Source organism: Pseudarthrobacter naphthalenicus, from assembly GCF_029076445.1.
In the GTDB taxonomy this organism is placed as follows: Bacteria; Actinomycetota; Actinomycetes; order Actinomycetales; family Micrococcaceae; genus Arthrobacter; species Arthrobacter naphthalenicus.
Window position 1 is genome coordinate 66,855 of sequence record NZ_JARESG010000010.1, and the last position, 17,518, is coordinate 84,372.

Consider the following 17,518-nt stretch of genomic DNA (forward strand, 5'->3'; position numbering starts at 1 on the left):
GCTCTGCCCTAAGCGTGCTTCGGGCCCCCTGGCGGGGCGGTGTCGGTGACGTCGGCGACTTCGGCCTGGACTTCCTTGAGTGCCTCGTTGTGGCCGCCGAGTTGTTCGAGTTCGTGGGCGAGTTCGGCGAGTTCGGCACCGCCGGCCATCTGGGCGGTGAGTTCGTCCAGGGTGATGTCTTTTTTGTCGTAGTAACCGATTGACTTGCCGCGCTTGAGCAGCAGGAACCGGTCCCCCACGGGAAAGGCGTGGTGCGGGTTGTGGGTGATGAAGATGACCCCGAGACCCCGGTCGCGGGCCTGCAGGATGTAGCGCAGGACCACGCCGGACTGCTTCACACCCAGGGCCGCCGTCGGCTCGTCCAGGATCAGGACCTTCGCCCCGAAGTACACGGCCCGGGCAATCGCCACACACTGGCGCTCACCGCCGGAGAGCTGCCCGATGGGCTGCTCCACATCCCGCAGGTCAATGCCCATGTCCGCGAGTTCCTTCTTGGTGATGTCCTTCATCTGCTGGACATCCAGGCTCTTGAACGGCCCGAACCCGGAGGTCAGTTCCGAGCCGAGGAAGAAGTTCCGCCAGATCGGCATCAGGGGCACCACGGCCAGGTCCTGGTAGACCGTGGCGATCCCGACGTCGAGGGCATCACGGGGCGAACTGAACTTCCGTTCCTCACCCATGATGTTCAGCACGCCCTCGTCATGCTGGTGCAGGCCGGCGATGATTTTGATCAGCGTGGACTTGCCGGCGCCGTTATCTCCGAGCACGCAGGTGACACGGCCGTTATCCACCGCCATGGTCACGTCGGACAGGGCGATGATATTCCCGTAGTGCTTGCCCACGCCCTCCAGGGAGAGCAGGTGGACCGGGGTATGGGTCAGCGGATCCGTTTCATTGTGCAGCAGGGTCTGCTGGTCGATCTGATTGGCGTTCATTCTCTCCGGCCCCTTTACTTGAGTTCCGCGCGGCGCTTGACGATGAGGTTCACGATGGTGGCCAACAGCAGCATCAGGCCCAGGAAGAACTTGAACCAGTCCGGGTTCCACTGCGCATACACGATGCCCTTGTTGGCCATGCCGAAGATGAACGCGCCGATCGCGCCGCCCACCGCCGAGCCGTAGCCGCCGGTCAACAGGCAGCCGCCGATCACCGCGGCGATGATGTACAGGAACTCGTTGCCCACACCCTCACCTGACTGCACCGCATCGAAGGCGAACAGGTTGTGCATGCCCAGGATCCAGCCGCAAAAACCCACTGCCATGAACAGGCCGATCTTGGTCTTGGTGACGGGTACACCCACGGCGCGGGCAGCATTCGCGTCACCGCCGGCCGCGAAGATCCAGTTCCCCACCTTCGTGCGCAGCAGCACCCACGAGGCCACCGCGACCAGGATGATCCAGAAAAACACGGTGATCTTGACCTCGACGCCACCCACACTGATCGAGGAAGCAAACACCGCCCGGGCCGAGTCGAAACCGTCCAGCTTCGAAATCGACGGCGAAGACACCGACCCGCCGATCAGCCGGGTCAGGGCCAGGTTCAACCCGGTCAGCATCAGGAACGTCGCCAGGGTCACGATGAAGCTGGGCAGCTTCGTTTTGATCAGGATCCAGCCGTTAATAAACCCGATCCCGAGCGAAACGACCAGCGCCAGGCCAACACCGACCCACGCGTTCATCGAGAAATTCCAGCTAAACAGGGACGCCGTCAGAGCCGAGGAAATCACCGCGACGCCGGTCGAAAGGTCGAACTCGCCGCCGATCATCAGCAGCGATACCCCCACCGCCATGATCCCGATCGTGGAACTGCCATACAGGATGGTCGCCAACGCGTTCGGCTGGGTGAAGGTCTGGGACACCAAGGCGAAGAAGATAAAAAGAACCACAGCTCCTACGAGCGCGCCAACCTCAGGGCGGCCCAGGAGTTTTTGGAACGGGCTACGTTGCCCAATGCGCTCGTCACCACGTGTCCCGGCCGCTGGGGCCGGTGCCGGTGGCAGGGTTGCTGTATTTGCCATAGGAATAACTCCTTGTTGGTCGGGCTGTGCGGCGGTCATCCGCCGCACAGCCCGAGGCCTGGATCTAGCGGACGCCCTGCTGGGCGAATTTGAGAACGTTGGAGGCGTTTGCCTTGTCCACGATGGTGGGACCGGTCAGAACCGGCTGTCCGCCGCCAAGCTTGAACCCGCCGCGCTTGGCCTGCCAGAGAGAGTCAACGGACATGTAGCCCTGGAGCCACGGCTGCTGGTCAACCGTGAAGAGTACGGTTCCATCCACGATCTTCTGGGCAAGGTCGGCGTTGAGGTCGAAGCTGGCCACCTTTGCGGAGCTGCTGGCGTCCGTGACCGATTTGAGGAGGGTCAGCGTGATCGGGGCGCCGAGGCCGATGATCACATCGGCATCCTTCGCGGCCTGGAGCTTCGCCGTTGCCGTGGACTGGACCGAGGTCATGTCCTTGCCGTCAACGTAGAGGATCTCTGTGCCGGGCACCTTCGCCTTGACACCTGCACAGCGTGCTTCAAGGCCCACGTGGCCCTGCTGCTGGATAACGCAGACGGGGTGCTTGAAGCCCTGCTCCGCGAGCTTGCCGCCCACGGCCTGGCCTGCCAACTGCTCATTGGAACCGAAGTGGGTGAAGGCGCCAAGCTGCGCCGAGACGGACTCGCCCGCGTTGAGGCTCACTACGGGAATGCCTGCGTCGGTGGCCTTCTTCAGCACGTCCTTGAGGGCGTCCGGGGTGGCAAGGGTGACCGCGATGCCGTCAACCTTCTGGTCTATGGCCTGCTGGACAAGCTGCGCCTGCCGCCCTGCTTCGGGATCGCTGGTGTAGAGCAGCTCCACGTTGTCTTTCGAGGAAGCCTCCTCGGCGCCCTTGCGGACAATGTCCCAGAACGTATCGCCCGCCGCAGCGTGGGTGATGAGGGCCACCTTGATCCGGTCCGTGCCGGCGACCTGGCCGCCGCCGGCCGCGTTGCCGGTGTCGACGGCTTTGCCGCCCTGGCTGGAACAAGCACTGAGAGCCATCATCGGAACGACGGCCGCCACCAGGGCCGCCTTCCGCCACGAAAAGTTCTTCACGATTTATCTCCTTTGATCGGGGTTACGGCCCTGCAGCTCCGCAGGTGCTCAAAGCCCTCTACACCGATCATGGTGACTCAACTCACAGATGTCAATACTTTGTCCTGACATTAGGATGTTTGTACGTAATTTTACTTCCCGGGCACATTCACCGGGCGGGCCGGGACGTAGTGCCGCGGACCACCAGGCTCGGGTCAATCAGCCTCCGTTGCGGGCTGACCGAAGGGCCCGCAATGCGCTCCAGCAGCACTTTTGCCACCTCCACGCCCACCAGGTCGCTCCGGTTGTCCACGGAGGTCAGCTCCAAATAGCGTGACTTCGCCAGGACGGAGTTGTCGTAGCCGATTACGGAAATGTCCGCCGGAACTGCCCGGCCGCGGGCCTTGATGGCACCGAAGGCCCCCAAGGCCATCGTGTCGTTGGCGGCAAAGATCGCCGTGGTCTCCGGATGGTGATCCAACAGCCAGCACGCAGAGGCGTAGCCATCCTCCTCCGAGGTACCACCCGAGTCCCCCGCGATCCGCAAATCAGCGCCGGAGTCCCGGGCCCTGGCTTCGAAGCCCGCCCTGCGATGGGCTGCGGCGCCGCCCGCCCCCGTGAGGTGTCCGATTTTCGTGTGCCCGAGCCCGAGTAAGTGTTCGGCCGCCAGGGCGCCGCCGGCGTCGTCGTCGTTGGTAATGAGGTCCACCTCGGCCGGCACGCCGTTCCGCCAGCCGGCCACAAGGGTGGGAACCCCGGTGCCGGTCAGCACGGTTCCAGCCGGCTCCGCTGCGATCACCAGCCCATCGACATGCATGGCCAGCAACCCGTCAGCCGCCTCCCTGATGCGATTTTCCCCCGGCCGGGAATCGGCAAGCATTACCTGGTAGCCGTGTTCCGTGAGCGCCGATTCCATCCCGCGAAGCAGGTCCACAAACCAAAGGTTCCGGTAATCGTCGATGACCAGGCCGATGCTTTTGGTCCTGTTACTCGCCAGGGCGGTGGCGGCCCTGCTGGGCCGGTAGCCGAGCTCAGCTATGGCGCTGCGCACGGCCGCGCGGCGCTTCTCACTCACCTTGTCCGGATTCTGCAGCACCAATGACACCAGCGACGGCGAAACACCCGCCAGCTTCGCCACGTCGTACAGCGTTGGGCGCCGGGCCTGGGCATTAGGGGGTGCCATCGCGGCCACCTTTCTGTTCTTAGTGAACCTCAAAGAATGATTGACAGGACATATAGACATGACTACGCTCGAGTCAGCCTACAAAATTGTAGCGCTACAAAAAGCCGTTGGACGTCCCGCCACGGCTGAATTTCAAAGGAGAAATCAATGGCTGAAAGCCTTGGCGTCGCAGTCATCGGCGCCGGAATGGCCGGCAAGGCCCATGCGGCGGCCTACCGGACAGCGTCCACCCTCTACAGCCCGGTCCTCCCCGAGGTGCGACTGGTCTCCATTGGTGACGTGAATGCCGAGTTCGGCTCGCTGGCTGCCCGCCGCTTTGGCTACGAGCGCCACGACACCTCCTGGCAGGCCATCGCTGAGGCTGACGACATCGACGTGGTCAGCGTGGTCATTGCGAACTCCCTGCACCGCGAAGTCGTGGAGGGCCTGCTGGCCGCCGGCAAGCACGTGTTGTGCGAGAAGCCGCTCAGTGATTCACTCGACGACGCCCGCGCCATGGCGGAGGCCGCCCGCAATGCCAGTTCCATTGCGCGCATCGGGTTCACCTTCCGCCGCACGCCGGGCATCGCCTATATCCGCGATCTCATCCGCACCGGTGTCCTGGGCAACGTCCTGCACTTCAGCGGCCGGTACTGGACCGACTACGGGTTCAGCCCGTCCGCACCCATGAGTTGGCGCTACAAGGGCGGCCCCGGCTCGGGTGCGCTGGCCGACGTCGGAAGCCACCTGGCATACGTTGCCGAGTTCCTCTGCGGGGACATCCAGTCAGTCACCGGTGGCCGGCTCAGCACAGTCATCGGCAAACGGCCCCTGCCGCTGGGTGCCGTCATGGGACACGATCATGCAGCCGTCAGCGATATTTTTGAGGCTGTGGAGAACGATGACTACGCAGCATTTTCCGCCGAGTTCGAAAACGGCGCGGGCAGCTTCGAGGTCTCCCGGGTTGCCGCCGGGCATGCCAACAGCCTGAACTTCGAAGTGTTCTGCGAGAACGGAGCGGCCAAATTCGACCAGCGCCGCCCCGCTGAAATCCAACTGTTCCTCAACGACGGCTCCGGCAACGAAAACGGGTACCGCCAGGTCATCCTCGGTCCGGGCCACCCGTACATTTCCGGCGGCCTGGCCATGGATGCCCCTGAAGTGGGTTTCGGCCAGAACGACGCCTTTGGCTACCAGGCCCGCGCGTTCCTTGAGGAAGTGGCCGGCCTCAGCGAAGCCGAGTCGCTGCCCCGCTGCGCCACCTTCGACGAGGGCGTCCGCAACATGGAACTGCTGGGCGCCGTCACCGAATCGGCCCTGAACCACGGGAAGAAGGTCACGCTATGAAACTCGGCGTCTACAACGCAATCCTGCACGACCGGCCGCTGCCCGAGGCCCTCAAGGTCATCGCGGACCTGGGCCTGACGGGCATCGAAATCAACACCGGCGGCTTCCTGCCCGCTGTCCACGTGCCCACCTTTGATGACATCCTCACCAGCGACGCCGCCCGGGACGACTACCTGGCTGTCTTCGAGGGGACGGGGGTTTCGATCGCCGGCCTGAACTGCAACGGCAACCCGCTGCACCCCAAGCGGGAGATCGGCGAAAAGCATGCCGAGGATATCCGCCGCTCCATCCGGCTGGCGCACCGGCTGGGACAGAACCGCGTGGTGACCATGTCCGGCCTGCCCGGCGGCGAGCCCGGTGCGACCGTGACCAACTGGGTGGTCAACGCGTGGAATTCCGCAGCGCTGGACGTATTGGACTACCAATGGGACGTGGCGGCGGAGTTTTGGAAGGAAACCGACCGGCTCGCGGCGGACCACGGCGTCAAGGTTGCCCTTGAACTGCACCCGCAAAACATCGTCTTCAACACCGCGGACGTCTACAAGCTCATCGAGCTGACCGGCGCCACGCACGTGGGTGTGGAGCTGGATGCTTCGCACCTCTTCTGGCAGCAGATGGACCCGGTGGCGGTGGTCCGCGAACTCGGCCCACTGGTCTTCCAGGCGGCCGCCAAGGACGTCCGGGTCAACACGGCCAACGCCGCCCTCTACGGAGTGCTGGATAACAGCTTCCGCCGGCTGGCTCCGGACGAGAACCGCACCAACCTCGGCGGCGACGAGTGGGCCAACGAATGGCCCAAAAACTCTGCATGGGATTTCGTGGCCCTGGGCCGCGGGCACAATACGGCCTTCTGGACCGAGTTCCTGCGCGCGCTGCACGAGGTGGACCCGAACATGCTGGTCAACATCGAACATGAGGATACGTCCCTCGGCCGGATCGAAGGGCTGCAGGTGGCAGCGAAGGTCCTGCTCGACGCTGACGCCGCACTTGCCGCGTCACTGAACCCGGCGGCCTAGCCACACCCGGCCCGCAGCCCGACAGCAGGGGCGTCGCTTTCGCGGCGTCCCTGCTGTTGTGTCTCCTGAGCAGTCCCCCAACGCCTGTAGCACACCGTCTCTCACTTAATGCGGGTTTTCCCGCATCCCTCTCTCACCAGTGAGAGAGGGATGCCGTTTTTCCTGCGTTAAGTGAGAGAGCGTCCTGGGCCCCCGCACCCGCTGGAGACAAAAACGCCCGACGCCGGCCGGCGTCGGGCGTTTTTGCGTCACCCTGGTTCTTGCGTCACCTTAGGCGGATACGCCGGAGCGCTGCTTGAACAGGTGCTCCAGCTCCTCCAGGGATTTGTCCTTGGTTTCCGGGACGACGCGCTTGACCCAGAGAATGGCACCCAGCTGCAGTCCCACGAAGATGAAGAACGTGGCCGAGACGCCGATCCACGAAACCATCTGCGGGAAGAAGAACCCGATCAGGAAGTTGATCATCCACAGCACAAAGACGCAGATGCCCATGGCGATGCCCCGGACGTGCATGGGGAAGATCTCCGACATGGTCAGCCAGGTGACGGTGCCGATGCAGCCCTGCATGGAAGCCAGGAACGTCACCATGAACAGCAGCACCAGGTAGCCGCGCAGCGTACTCTCCGGCAGCGCCATGGAGATGACAGCGATGGCCGTCAGGGACGACGCCGTGCCGCACAGTCCCACAATCAGCATGGGTTTGCGGGGCACTCGCGCCATCAGATACATGCCGACGACGACGGCGGCCACCGACGTGATGCCGTTGAGCACGTTGGCAATCAGGGCGCCCCGGTCACCGAATCCGGACGAAGACAGGATGGAGGTCCCGTAGTACATGATGGCGTTGACGCCGCTGATCTGGTTGATGATGGCCATGCCGAGGCCCACCACGAAGATCCTGCGGATCCACGGAACGGTGAGGTCCTTGAATGTGCCCATCTTGGCCTGGTAATCCTCGCGGGCTGCCTGCCGGACCTCGTCGAACTCCGCTGAGACGTCGCCGGCGGCGCGGGTGGAACGCAGTACTTCCAGCACTGCCCCGAAGCGGCCGGCCGAGGCCAGCCAGCGCGGGCTCTCCGGCAGCACCAGCATCCCGAACCACAGGATGACGGCAGGGAGTGTGGCGATCACCAGCATCCAGCGCCAGACGTGGGTTTCGTCGGGAAAGAGGTTGCCCAGTACTGCGTTGAAGGTGAAGGCGAGGAACTGGCCGGTGACGATCATCAGTTCGTTTTGGGTGACGATGCGGCCGCGCTGGGCCGCCGGCGACATTTCCGCGAGGTACACCGGGACAATCACGGACGCGCCGCCCACCGCGAGGCCCAGCAGGGTCCGGGCCGCAATGAGCAGTTCGGTGCTTGGTGAGACGGTGCAGGCGATGGTGGCCACAATGAAGATCAGGGCCAGGCCCATGATGGTCTTGCGCCTGCCGAAGCGGTCGGAGAGCCGGCCTGCGCTGATGGCGCCGAAGGCCGCGCCGAACAGGAGCGTGGACGTGACCAGCCCTTCGGTCAACGGGGTGAGGCCGAGGTCCCGCTGCATAAACGGCAGGGCGCCGTTGATCACCCCCGTGTCATAGCCGAAGAGCAGTCCGCCGAAGGTGGAGAAGAGTGCCACCTTCCGCATGAACTTTTTCGGGTTGGCCGGCCTGGCCGGCTGGTTCTGCTTGTTCTGCTTGGAGCCGCCGGCGGCGTCGGCTTGGACTGTGCCGGGATTCGTCAGGGTTCCGTTGCTTTGGTGCGTCTTCCCCGCCACTACTTGGCCTGTGCGACGTAGTTGCGCATCGTCTCGAGCTGGTAGCGGGAGACCTCCTCGGCGTTGTCGTCCTCGGCGAAGACGCTGGAAACCATTACGGTGTTGTCCTTGTCCAGGAAGCCGATCTCCCTCAGCCCGCCAAAGAACTCGTTCCAGTTGACGTCGCCGTCGCCGATTTTCAGGTGCTGGTGGACGCGCACGGCGTTTCCGGGCGGGTTGGTGATGTAGCGGAGCCCGTGCGAGGCGTGGTGGTCCATCGTGTCAGAGACGTGGACCAGGCGGAGTCTGTCCCCGGCGGCCCGCATGATCTCCAGCGGCTTATTGCCCATGTGGAAGGTGTGCGAGGCCACGTAGACCATGCCGATGTTGGGCGAGTTGACGCCCCTGATCACGCGGATGGCGGCCAGGCCGTCTTCGACGAAGTCGTCCGGGTGCGGGTCGATCAGGACGTCCATTCCTTCACGCTCGATGATCGGCAGGAGTTCCTCCATGGAGCGGTAGAAGGCGCGCTCGGACTCTTCGGCTTTCTCGGGCCGGCCGCTGAATTCGGTGTTCATGGTGCTGACGCCGAGGTCCACGGCAATCTGGATGGCACGCTTCCAGTAGCGCACGGCCGCCTCGCGGGCATCCTCATCCGGGCCGGACCAGCGCAGGACCGGAAGAACCGAGGCGATCTCCACACCGGCGTCCTTGCAGGCCTTGTTCAGCTGGACCACCAGTTCATCGTCGGCCTTGGGGTGGTTGTAGAACGGGATCATATCTGCGTGCGGGGTCAGCTGCAGGTACTTGTAGCCAAGGTCGGCGGCCACGCGCGGAAATTCCAGCAGGCTGTGGCTGTGGTGGAACGGGGTGGGGTCCAGGGCGATTTTCATGGTCACTCCTTTGTGGTTCGGAAAACTTCGGTGCTGAATGCAGGGGCGGCCTGCCAGGCTGCTGCCGGCAGGCCGCCCCTGGTTTCAGCTAGCTGTAGAGGTCCGGCTTAGTGTTGAGCTGGACCTTGACCTTCTCGCCTGACTTCTGGGCCTCCACACCGGCTTCGCAGCAGGCCGCGGTGGCGTAGCCGTCCCAGGCGTTGGGGCCGCCGATTTCACCGCGGAGCGCGGCGTCCGCCCAGGCCTGGACCTCGACGTCGTAGGCCGCGCCGAAGCGCTCCTCGAACCCGGGAGTGACGTTGCCGCCCCATTTGCCGGCGGACTGGACGTACGGTCCGCTGTCCCCGCCGATGCTGACAATGCCGTCCTCGAACGACGCCTGCGTGGCCACCTGGTAGCCGAACTTGGCGTTGACATAGATCTCGACGTCGGCCAGGACACCGGATTCGGTTTCCAGCAGGACGTGCTGGGGGTCGTGCTGGCCGTTGGGGGCGTTGCGGGTCGGCTTGCCAAGACGGACCTGGACCGAGGTGATTTCCTCACCGGTGAAGTAGCGGATCGCGTCGAACTCGTGGACCACGGAGTCGTTGATGAGCATCTCGTTGGTGAAGCCCTCGGGGGTGCTGGGGTTGCGGTGCTGGTGGTGCAGCATCAGCAGCTCCCCCAGTTCGCTGGTACGGATGATCGAGCCCAGTGCCGCGTACTCGGCGTCGAAGCGGCGCATGAAGCCGACTTGGATGCGCTTACGGCCGGCAGCGACCTCGGCCTGGACCACCTTCCACGCACTCTCCGCATCCGGCGTCAGCGGCTTCTCACAGAGAATCGGGAAGTCCTTCTCCAGTGCTTTGTACAGGATTTCCTCGTGCAGGAAACCCGGGGTGGCGATCAGCACGGCGTTCACGTCACCGTTGTTCAGCGCTTCGTCGGCGCTTGCCAGCGCCACGGCGCCGTCGATCCCTTCGATGGCGGCCTGTGCCCGCGCAAGATCAACGTCGACGACGGCGGCTACTTCAGCGCCGTGGATGCGCGTGCTGAGGCGCTTGATGTGGTCCGCACCCATGCGGCCGGCGCCGATAACGGCTACGCGGAGAGTCTTGGTCACTGTTCTGTCCTTCGTGAGTTCGGTTGAGTTACTGGACGCGGGTGCGGGAACCGCAGGAGAGCAGGTAGTTGCGGGTGCGCTTGGCGATGGGCATCGGCACGTCGAAGGCGACCGGGTACATGTCCTGCTCCACGATGCCGAAGATCGGACGGTTGAGCGCCTCGACGGCTTCGATGACGGCCCGGAGGTCCGGCAGTCCGTTGGGCGGCTCGGTCATCACGCCGGCGAGGTTCGCCGCAGCCCAGGTCATGTTTTCCGCGTTGACCTTTTTGAGGACGTCCGGGTTGATCTGCTTCAGGTGCAGGTAGCCGATGCGGTCCGGGTAGTTTTTGATCAGTTCCAGGCTGGAGGCCCCGCAGTATTCGGCGTGGCCGGTGTCCAGGCACAGGTTCAGGTACGTCGGGTCCGTGGCGGCCAGCAGGGTTTCGATGTCCTGCTGCGCACCGACGTGCGAGTCCGCATGGGAATGGAACTGCTGCTTCAGGCCGAAGTCCTCCAGCAGGACCTTCCCCATGCGGTTGTGGCCCGCAAACAGGTCCGCCCAGCCTTTCTCCGTGAGCTCACCGCTTTCGACGGCCTCGCCGGTGACATCGTCACGCCACATCGCCGGGATGACCACGATGTGTTCGCCGCCCATGGCGGCCGTCAGTTCGGCAACCTTGCGGGCGGGCTCCCAGGCTTCGTCGTACTGTTCGGCGCCCCGGTGGAACGCGGTGAAGACCGTTCCGGCCGTGACCTTCAGGTCGCGGGCCTTGAGCTCTTCGGCAAGGCGGGAGGGATCAGTGGGCAGGTAGCCGTACGGGCCCAGTTCGATCCACTTGTACCCGGACTCCGCAACCTCGTCCAGGAAACGCTCCCACGGGGTCTGCCGGGGGTCGTCCGGAAACCAGACACCCCAGGAGTCGGGGGCGGTGCCGATGATCAGTTTGTTCTCGACGTCTGTCATGACAGCGTTGTCTTTCTGCAAGGAAGTGTCAGTTGGAAGGGAAGTTGTAGCTTGCGCCGGAGGCGTGGGTGGGTTCGGGCCAGCGGGAGGTGACCACCTTGCCGCGGGTGTAGAAGGACACGCCTTCGGGGCCGTAGATGTGTTTGTCGCCGAACAGTGAGGCCTTCCAGCCGCCGAAGGAGTGGTAGGCGACCGGGACGGGCAGGGGCACGTTGATGCCGATCATGCCCACCGTGACGGAGCGCTGGAACGTGCGGGCGTTGGCGCCGGAGGAGGTGAAGATGGCGGTGCCGTTGCCGTACGGGTTGGCGTTGATCAGGTTGATGCCGTCTTCGAGGGTGTCAACGCGGACCACGACGAGGACCGGTCCGAAGATTTCCTCGGTGTACGCAGTCATTTCCGTCTTGACGTGGTCCAGGACGGTGGGGCCCACCCAGAAGCCGTCCTCGTGGCCGGGGACGACGAGGTCGCGGCCGTCCACCACCATCGCGGCGCCTGCGGTTTCCGCCTCGGTGACGATCTTTACGATGCGTTCCTTGGACGCCGGGGTGATGACGGGGCCCATTTCGGCGCCGGGTGCGGTGCCGTTATTGACTTTGACGGCGAGGGCGCGTTCCTCGACCTTTTTGACGATCAGGTCTGCAGCATCGCCGACGGCGACCGCCACGGAGATGGCCATGCAGCGTTCCCCGGCGGAACCGAAGGCGGCGGCGGCGAGGTGGTCGGCGGCGTTGTCCAGGTCGGCGTCGGGCATCACGATGGCGTGGTTCTTCGCCCCGCCGAGGGCCTGGACGCGTTTGCCGTGCTTGGTGGCGGTTTCGTGGACGTACTGGGCGATCGGGGTGGAGCCGACGAAGGAGATGCCGTCGACGTCCGGGTGGGTCAGGAGCCCGTCCACGGTTTCCTTGTCACCGTGCAGGACCTGGAACACGCCGTCGGGCAGGCCGGCTCGCTTCCACAGCTTGGCCAGCAGCATGGAGGCTGAAGGATCCCGCTCGGAGGGCTTGAGGATGAAGGCGTTGCCGGTGGCGATGGCCATTGGAGCCATCCACAGCGGCACCATCACGGGGAAGTTGAACGGCGTGATACCGGCGACGACGCCGAGCGGTTCGCGGAAGGAGAAGACGTCGATGCCGGTGGAGACCTGGTCCGAGTAGTCGCCCTTGAGCAGCTGCGGGATGCCGCAGGCGAACTCGATGACTTCCAGGCCGCGGCCGATTTCGCCCTTGGCGTCGGAGAGGACCTTGCCGTGCTCGGCCGTGATCAGTTCGGCAAGATCATCCACGTGCGCGGCGACGAGCTCGCGGAACTTGAACAGCACCGCGGTGCGCTTGGCCAGGGAAATGTCGCCCCAGCTGTCGGCTGCCTTGCGGGCCGCGGCCACGGTGGCATCCAGGTCGGCCCGGTTGGCCAGGCGGAGTTCACCGGACACGGCGCCGGTGGCCGGGTTGTACACCGGCTGGGTACGGTCGCCCTCGCCGGCGGATTCGGCGCCGTTGATGAAGTGGTTGATGGTGGTGGTCTCAGTGGAGATGGCAGTCATGGGACTCTTCCTTGAGTGGTCGAAGGATGAAGTGAAGGGCTTTAGCCGAGCAGCTTGCGCTGACGCTTCTTGTGGTCGGTGTAGGTCTGGTACGCCTGCCTCGTCGAGTCGAGGACCGAGACCTGCGAGACGGGCACGTCCCACCAGGATTCGGAGCTCGGCGCGTCCAGCAGCGGGTCGGATTCGACGTGGATAAGGATGGGACCGCCCCGCTCCGGGGCCGCCTTGGCGTCGCGGATGGCCTGCTCGAGTTCGGCGATGACCTTCTCCCCCGGCTCGATCCGGATGACCTTCACGCCCAGGGATTCGGCGTTCAGTGCCAGGTCCACGGGCAGGGTTTCGCCTTCGTCGAAGCTGTGCTGCTCCTCGTTCAGGGCCCGGTACTGGGTCCCGAACCGCTGCGAACCCAGCATCTCGGACAGGGAGCCGATGGAGGCGTAACCGTGGTTCTGGATCAGGACCACAATGAGTTTGATGCGTTCGGCGACGGCGGTCACCAGTTCGGTATGCATCATCAGGTAGGAGCCGTCCCCCACCATGACGACGACGTCGCGCTGCTCGCCGCCGCGTGCGGCTTCGGCCAGCGCAGCGCGTTTGACGCCGAGTCCGCCGGGGATTTCGTAGCCCATGCAGGAGTAGGCGTATTCCACGTGGTAGCCGAACGGGTCACGCACGCGCCACATCTTGTGCAGGTCACCGGGCAGCGATCCGGCGGCACAGATCACGACGTCGGCGGCGTCCATGGCCCGGGACGTGGCGCCGATGATTTCGTTCTGCGCCGGCAACGGGGTGTAGCGGGTATCGAAGGCCTCGTCCACGGTGGCATCCCAGCGCTTCTTCTCGGCCGCGATCTGCTGCTCGAGGTCTGCTCCCACCCGGTAACCGCCCAAGGCTGCGTTGAGTTTGACCAGGGCCTTGCGGGCATCGGCCACGATGGGCAGGGTGCTGCCGTGCTTGTACGCATCGATCGGCGCGACATTGATGTTGATGAAGCGCACGTCCGGGTTCTGGAACGCGGTCCGCGACGCGGTGGTGAAGTCCTCGTAGCGCGTGCCGATCCCGATGATCAGGTCCGCCTCGGCAGCGATGGCGTTCGCCGCCGTCGTGCCCGTGGAACCGATCGCACCGAGCGAGAACTGGTGGTCCCACGGCAGGACGCCGACACCGGCCTGAGTGTTGCCCACCGGGATGCCGGTCAGCTCCACGAACTTCGCGAGTTCGTCGTTGGCGTAGGCGTACAGCACGCCGCCGCCGGCGATGATCAGCGGACGCTTCGCGGCGCGGATGGCCTCAGCGGCGCGGCGGACGTCCTCGTCGTCGGCGTCGGGGCGGCGGATCCGCCACTCCCGTTCGGCCAGGAACTCCTCGGGGACGTCGAAGGCCTCGGCCTGGACGTCCTGGGGCAGCGAGATGGTCACCGCGCCGGTCTCGGCCGGGTCGGTCAGGACACGCAGGCCGTGGTGGAACGCGGAGAACAGCTGCTCCGGCCGGGTGACCCGGTCAAAGAACTTGGACAGCGGCCGGAACGCGTCATTGACCGTGATGTCATAGGCGTAGGGCTGCTCGAGCTGCTGGAGCACCGGGTCCGCGGCGCGGGTGGCAAAGGTGTCACTGGGCAGCAGCAACACCGGCAAACGGTTCGTCGTCGCCAGCGCAGCACCGGTCAACAGGTTCGAGGAACCCGGTCCGATCGAGGTGCTGATGGCGAAGGTCTGCCGGCGGCGGGTGTGCCGTGCGTAGCCCACGGCCTGGTGCGCCTGTGCCTGCTCGTTCCGGCCCTGGTAGTACGGCATGATGCTCGGGTCCTGCTGCTGGTACTGCTTCAGCGCCTGGCCGACGCCGGCCACGTTGCCGTGCCCGAAGATGCCGAACGTGCCGGGGATCAGGCGTTCCCGGTAGCCCACTCCGTTGATCGAGTCCACGGTGTACTGCTTGGACAAATACTCGACGACGGCCTGGGCCACCGTCATTCGGCGGGTTGCTGTTCCCACGATAATTACTCCGATACTTTCGCTGATGACTGCAGTACAGGCGTCTTGAGCAGGGACGCGGCGGTCGCGACTGCTCCGGCAACGTCGCCGTCGGCCGGGTAGAGCAGTGTCCGTCCCACGGTCAGGCCCTGGACCCCGGGCAAAGCCAGGGCTGCCTGCCAGCTGGCAAACACCTCGTCCTGCGTGCCGTCCGGGTCCCCGCCCAACAGCACGGTGGGCAGCGTGGTGGCCGCCATGACCCGCTCCATCTCCGCAACCACCGGGAGTTTCATCCAGGTGTACGCGCTGGTGGAACCCAGGCCTTCGGCGATGGCCACCGACTTGATCACGGCATCCGTGCTCAGGTCATTGCGGACCCTGCCGTTCTGCCACGAGGAGAGAAATGGCTCCACCATGGCGATCAGCTTGCGCTCGGCCAGTGAATCGATGACCTTGGCCGTGGCTTCCAGCATGGGCACCGTGTCCGGGTCGCCCAGGCAGATGCGCGTGAGCATCTTCCCGCCGTCGGCCCCCAGCGCCGCTAGCGCAGCCGCGGTATGGCCGGTGAAACGGTCATCAATTTCGTTCACCAGGCCGGACAGTCCGCCGCGGTTCATGGAACCGAAAAGGAGTTTGCCTTCCAGCGCACCGAGGAGGAGCAGGTCATCCATGACGTCCGGAGATGCCAGGACGCCGTCCACGGCGGGGTTGGAAAGGGCGATCTGCAGGCGGTCCAACAGGCCACGCCGGTCCGCCATGGCCACGGGATCGCTGCCGACCGCGAGGGCGCCGCGGGCGGGGTGGTCAGCGGCGACAATGAAGTTCTGGACGCCGTACTTGAGGCCGGGATGGCGGCGGCGCGAGGCGGCTGCCCGGGCTACGGCGTCGGGGTCTTCCAGCCGCAGCGCACTGAGGTGCTCATAGCGGCGGGGATCGTCGTTGAGGTTCAAGACGCTGCTCCTTCGGAAACTGCTTCAGGGGATGTGCCGGCGCCGGCGAACTCGGAGACAAGGCGGCCGCGTTCGGCCAGCAGCGAGGTGACTTCCTCCGGCGTCGGCATTGCATCGGCACAGGAGAGGCGCGAGGCCACGATGGCACCCGCCGCGTTGGCGAAGTCCAGCACCTGGGCGAGCGGCCAGCCGGACAGCAGCCCATGGCAGAACGCACCGCCGAACGAATCACCGGCGCCCAGCCCGTTGACGGTCTCCACCGGCACCGGTGCGGAAACGACGCGCTCCGTGCGTGTCTTCGCCATCACGCCCTCCGCGCCAAGCTTGACCACGGCAATCTCGACGCCCGCGGCCAGCAAACGGTCGGCCTGCTCATCGGGGGTTCCCGCCCCGACGGCGACTGCACACTCCTTGTCGTTGCCGATCGCCACCGTCACGTGGGGCAGAATCCTGGCGACCTGTTCCCGGGCTTCCGTTTCGGAAGCCCAGAACATGGGCCGGTAGTCCAGGTCCAGGACGGTGAACTGGCCGATTTTCAGTTGGTCGCGGTCCCGGGCCTCATGGGCGGCGAGGTGCGCTTCCCGGCTGGGCTCCTGGCACAAGCCGGTCACGGTGGACCAGAAGATCCGGGCGTTCCGGATGGCGTCCAGGTCAAGCTCTTCGGCGTGGATCTGGAGGTCCGGTGCGGTGGGGAAACGGCCGTAGAAGTAGAGCGGAAACTCGTCCGTGGCCGGCTTGATGGCGCAGAACGTCACGGCGGTGGGCCATTCTTTGACCGGGGTGACGAAGGAGTCGTCCACGCCGAACTTGCGCAGTTCGCGGTGCAGGTAGGTGCCAAAGGCGTCATCGCCGGTGCGGGTGATCACTCCGGTCCGCCGGCCATGCCGGGCGGCTGCCACCGCTACGTTCGAGGGCGAGCCTCCGAGGTACTTGCCGAAGGACTGCACGTCCTCCAGATCCACACCGATGTCGTTCGGGTAGATATCAACGCTGATGCGCCCGATCGTGAGCAGTTCGTGGTTCACGGTGATCGCGGACCTTTCTGTTGTGAACTCTTGCGGGACTGAGCTCCGGTGCCTGAGGGCCGTACGTGAGCGGGGCCACAACCACTACTCTGCACCAGATTTCATGTCCTGTCAAAGGTTTGTACTGACATAACTACAACGAAACGTAGTCTTCGAAAAAAGTACTCCGGGCAGTCCGCCAGGAGCCGGGCGAGGTCGCTATTTACCGGGCACCGCCAGTTCTCCCGTGACATACTGCGCGCGGCCGAAGCCGAACGACCAGTCGCTGGCCGTGTTTTCCACGTAGCCCAGGAAGACGTCCTCCCCGGCAACGCCAACCTCGGCCAACCGCTCGGCGATGGCCGCAAAGAGTGACTGCTTGGCCTCCGGGCCTCGGCCGCCCTGGGTAAAAATCTGGATCATCACCACTTCCGAAGACCGCTCAAACCCAAGGCCTGCATCCTGGGCGAAAATTTGGCCCGGCGCGTGCTCGGTGACGATATGGAAGTAGTCCCGCTCAGGAATGCCATACTCCGCCAGGATGGCATCGTGGATCCCGCGACTGAGGCGTCCCAGCTCCTCAGGGCTTCGGCCTGCGTTGACATCGATTCGAACCAGCGGCATAGAACTTCTCCTTGATTTAGTTTGTCCTGACATACTAACAAACAACCGAAAGTGAAAGCAACGCCTTTGGACCAGCTCCTCCCACAGTGCAACGCGGGGTCACTTAATGCCCGATCTCACGTCTTAATCGGGCGGGAAGTGACCCCGCGTTGCGGTGCGGCGGGGCGCTGA

At 64.8% G+C, this 17,518-nt stretch carries 15 protein-coding genes; 2 read left to right on the forward strand and 13 right to left on the reverse strand.

Features of this window, described 5'->3' with window-relative positions; all coding sequences use genetic code 11:
* Nucleotides 1-8 precede the first annotated feature (8 nt).
* From PY310_RS11545 to PY310_RS11560, 4 genes are all read right to left on the reverse strand, one after another.
* Nucleotides 9-935: an ATP-binding cassette domain-containing protein gene (locus PY310_RS11545; RefSeq protein ID WP_275214525.1), complete on the reverse strand. Its 927-nt coding sequence runs from the start codon at nt 933-935 to the stop codon at nt 9-11.
* A gap of 14 nt (nt 936-949) precedes the next feature.
* On the reverse strand, nt 950-2,017 hold the full coding sequence (locus tag PY310_RS11550; RefSeq protein ID WP_275214526.1) for an ABC transporter permease: 1,068 nt from the start codon (nt 2,015-2,017) through the stop codon (nt 950-952).
* A 64-nt stretch (nt 2,018-2,081) separates the two neighbouring features.
* The gene (locus tag PY310_RS11555) at nt 2,082-3,077 is read right to left on the reverse strand and encodes a substrate-binding domain-containing protein (RefSeq protein WP_275214527.1); all 996 of its coding nucleotides are present in this window, start codon (nt 3,075-3,077) and stop codon (nt 2,082-2,084) included.
* Between the two features lie 148 nt (nt 3,078-3,225).
* The gene (locus PY310_RS11560; protein WP_275214528.1) at nt 3,226-4,239 is read right to left on the reverse strand and encodes a LacI family DNA-binding transcriptional regulator; all 1,014 of its coding nucleotides are present in this window, start codon (nt 4,237-4,239) and stop codon (nt 3,226-3,228) included.
* Between the two features lie 147 nt (nt 4,240-4,386).
* Here PY310_RS11560 and PY310_RS11565 point away from each other — a divergent pair, with 147 nt between their 5' ends.
* Nucleotides 4,387-5,565: a Gfo/Idh/MocA family protein gene (locus tag PY310_RS11565; RefSeq protein WP_275214529.1), complete on the forward strand. Its 1,179-nt coding sequence runs from the start codon at nt 4,387-4,389 to the stop codon at nt 5,563-5,565.
* On the forward strand, nt 5,562-6,581 hold the full coding sequence (locus PY310_RS11570; protein WP_275214530.1) for a sugar phosphate isomerase/epimerase family protein: 1,020 nt from the start codon (nt 5,562-5,564) through the stop codon (nt 6,579-6,581). The genes PY310_RS11565 and PY310_RS11570 overlap by 4 nt, the downstream gene beginning before the upstream one ends.
* A gap of 270 nt (nt 6,582-6,851) precedes the next feature.
* Here PY310_RS11570 and PY310_RS11575 read toward each other — a convergent pair whose 3' ends face one another.
* The 9 genes from PY310_RS11575 to PY310_RS11615 form a co-directional block, all read right to left on the reverse strand.
* Nucleotides 6,852-8,336 carry a sugar porter family MFS transporter gene (locus PY310_RS11575; protein ID WP_275214531.1) on the reverse strand — a complete coding sequence of 495 codons (1,485 nt, stop codon included), beginning with the start codon at nt 8,334-8,336 and terminating at the stop codon, nt 6,852-6,854.
* Nucleotides 8,336-9,208: a sugar phosphate isomerase/epimerase family protein gene (locus PY310_RS11580; protein ID WP_275214532.1), complete on the reverse strand. Its 873-nt coding sequence runs from the start codon at nt 9,206-9,208 to the stop codon at nt 8,336-8,338. The genes PY310_RS11575 and PY310_RS11580 overlap by 1 nt, the downstream gene beginning before the upstream one ends.
* A gap of 88 nt (nt 9,209-9,296) precedes the next feature.
* Nucleotides 9,297-10,310: a Gfo/Idh/MocA family protein gene (locus PY310_RS11585; RefSeq protein WP_275214533.1), complete on the reverse strand. Its 1,014-nt coding sequence runs from the start codon at nt 10,308-10,310 to the stop codon at nt 9,297-9,299.
* A gap of 28 nt (nt 10,311-10,338) precedes the next feature.
* Nucleotides 10,339-11,256: a sugar phosphate isomerase/epimerase family protein gene (locus tag PY310_RS11590; RefSeq protein ID WP_275214534.1), complete on the reverse strand. Its 918-nt coding sequence runs from the start codon at nt 11,254-11,256 to the stop codon at nt 10,339-10,341.
* A gap of 28 nt (nt 11,257-11,284) precedes the next feature.
* Complete coding sequence (locus PY310_RS11595; RefSeq protein WP_275214535.1) at nt 11,285-12,799, reverse strand: CoA-acylating methylmalonate-semialdehyde dehydrogenase; 1,515 nt, start codon at nt 12,797-12,799, stop codon at nt 11,285-11,287.
* A gap of 41 nt (nt 12,800-12,840) precedes the next feature.
* Nucleotides 12,841-14,769: a 3D-(3,5/4)-trihydroxycyclohexane-1,2-dione acylhydrolase (decyclizing) gene (iolD, locus tag PY310_RS11600; protein WP_275214621.1), complete on the reverse strand. Its 1,929-nt coding sequence runs from the start codon at nt 14,767-14,769 to the stop codon at nt 12,841-12,843.
* Between the two features lie 26 nt (nt 14,770-14,795).
* Nucleotides 14,796-15,719, reverse strand: coding sequence for a Cgl0159 family (beta/alpha)8-fold protein (locus PY310_RS11605; protein ID WP_275214536.1), 924 nt, complete (start codon nt 15,717-15,719; stop codon nt 14,796-14,798).
* The gene (gene iolC / locus PY310_RS11610; RefSeq protein ID WP_275214537.1) at nt 15,716-16,744 is read right to left on the reverse strand and encodes a 5-dehydro-2-deoxygluconokinase; all 1,029 of its coding nucleotides are present in this window, start codon (nt 16,742-16,744) and stop codon (nt 15,716-15,718) included. The genes PY310_RS11605 and iolC overlap by 4 nt, the downstream gene beginning before the upstream one ends.
* 198 nt (nt 16,745-16,942) lie before the next feature.
* Entirely contained in the window at nt 16,943-17,347 is a 405-nt protein-coding gene (locus tag PY310_RS11615) for a tautomerase family protein (protein ID WP_275214538.1), read from the reverse strand.
* Between the last annotated feature and the right edge of the window lie 171 nt (nt 17,348-17,518).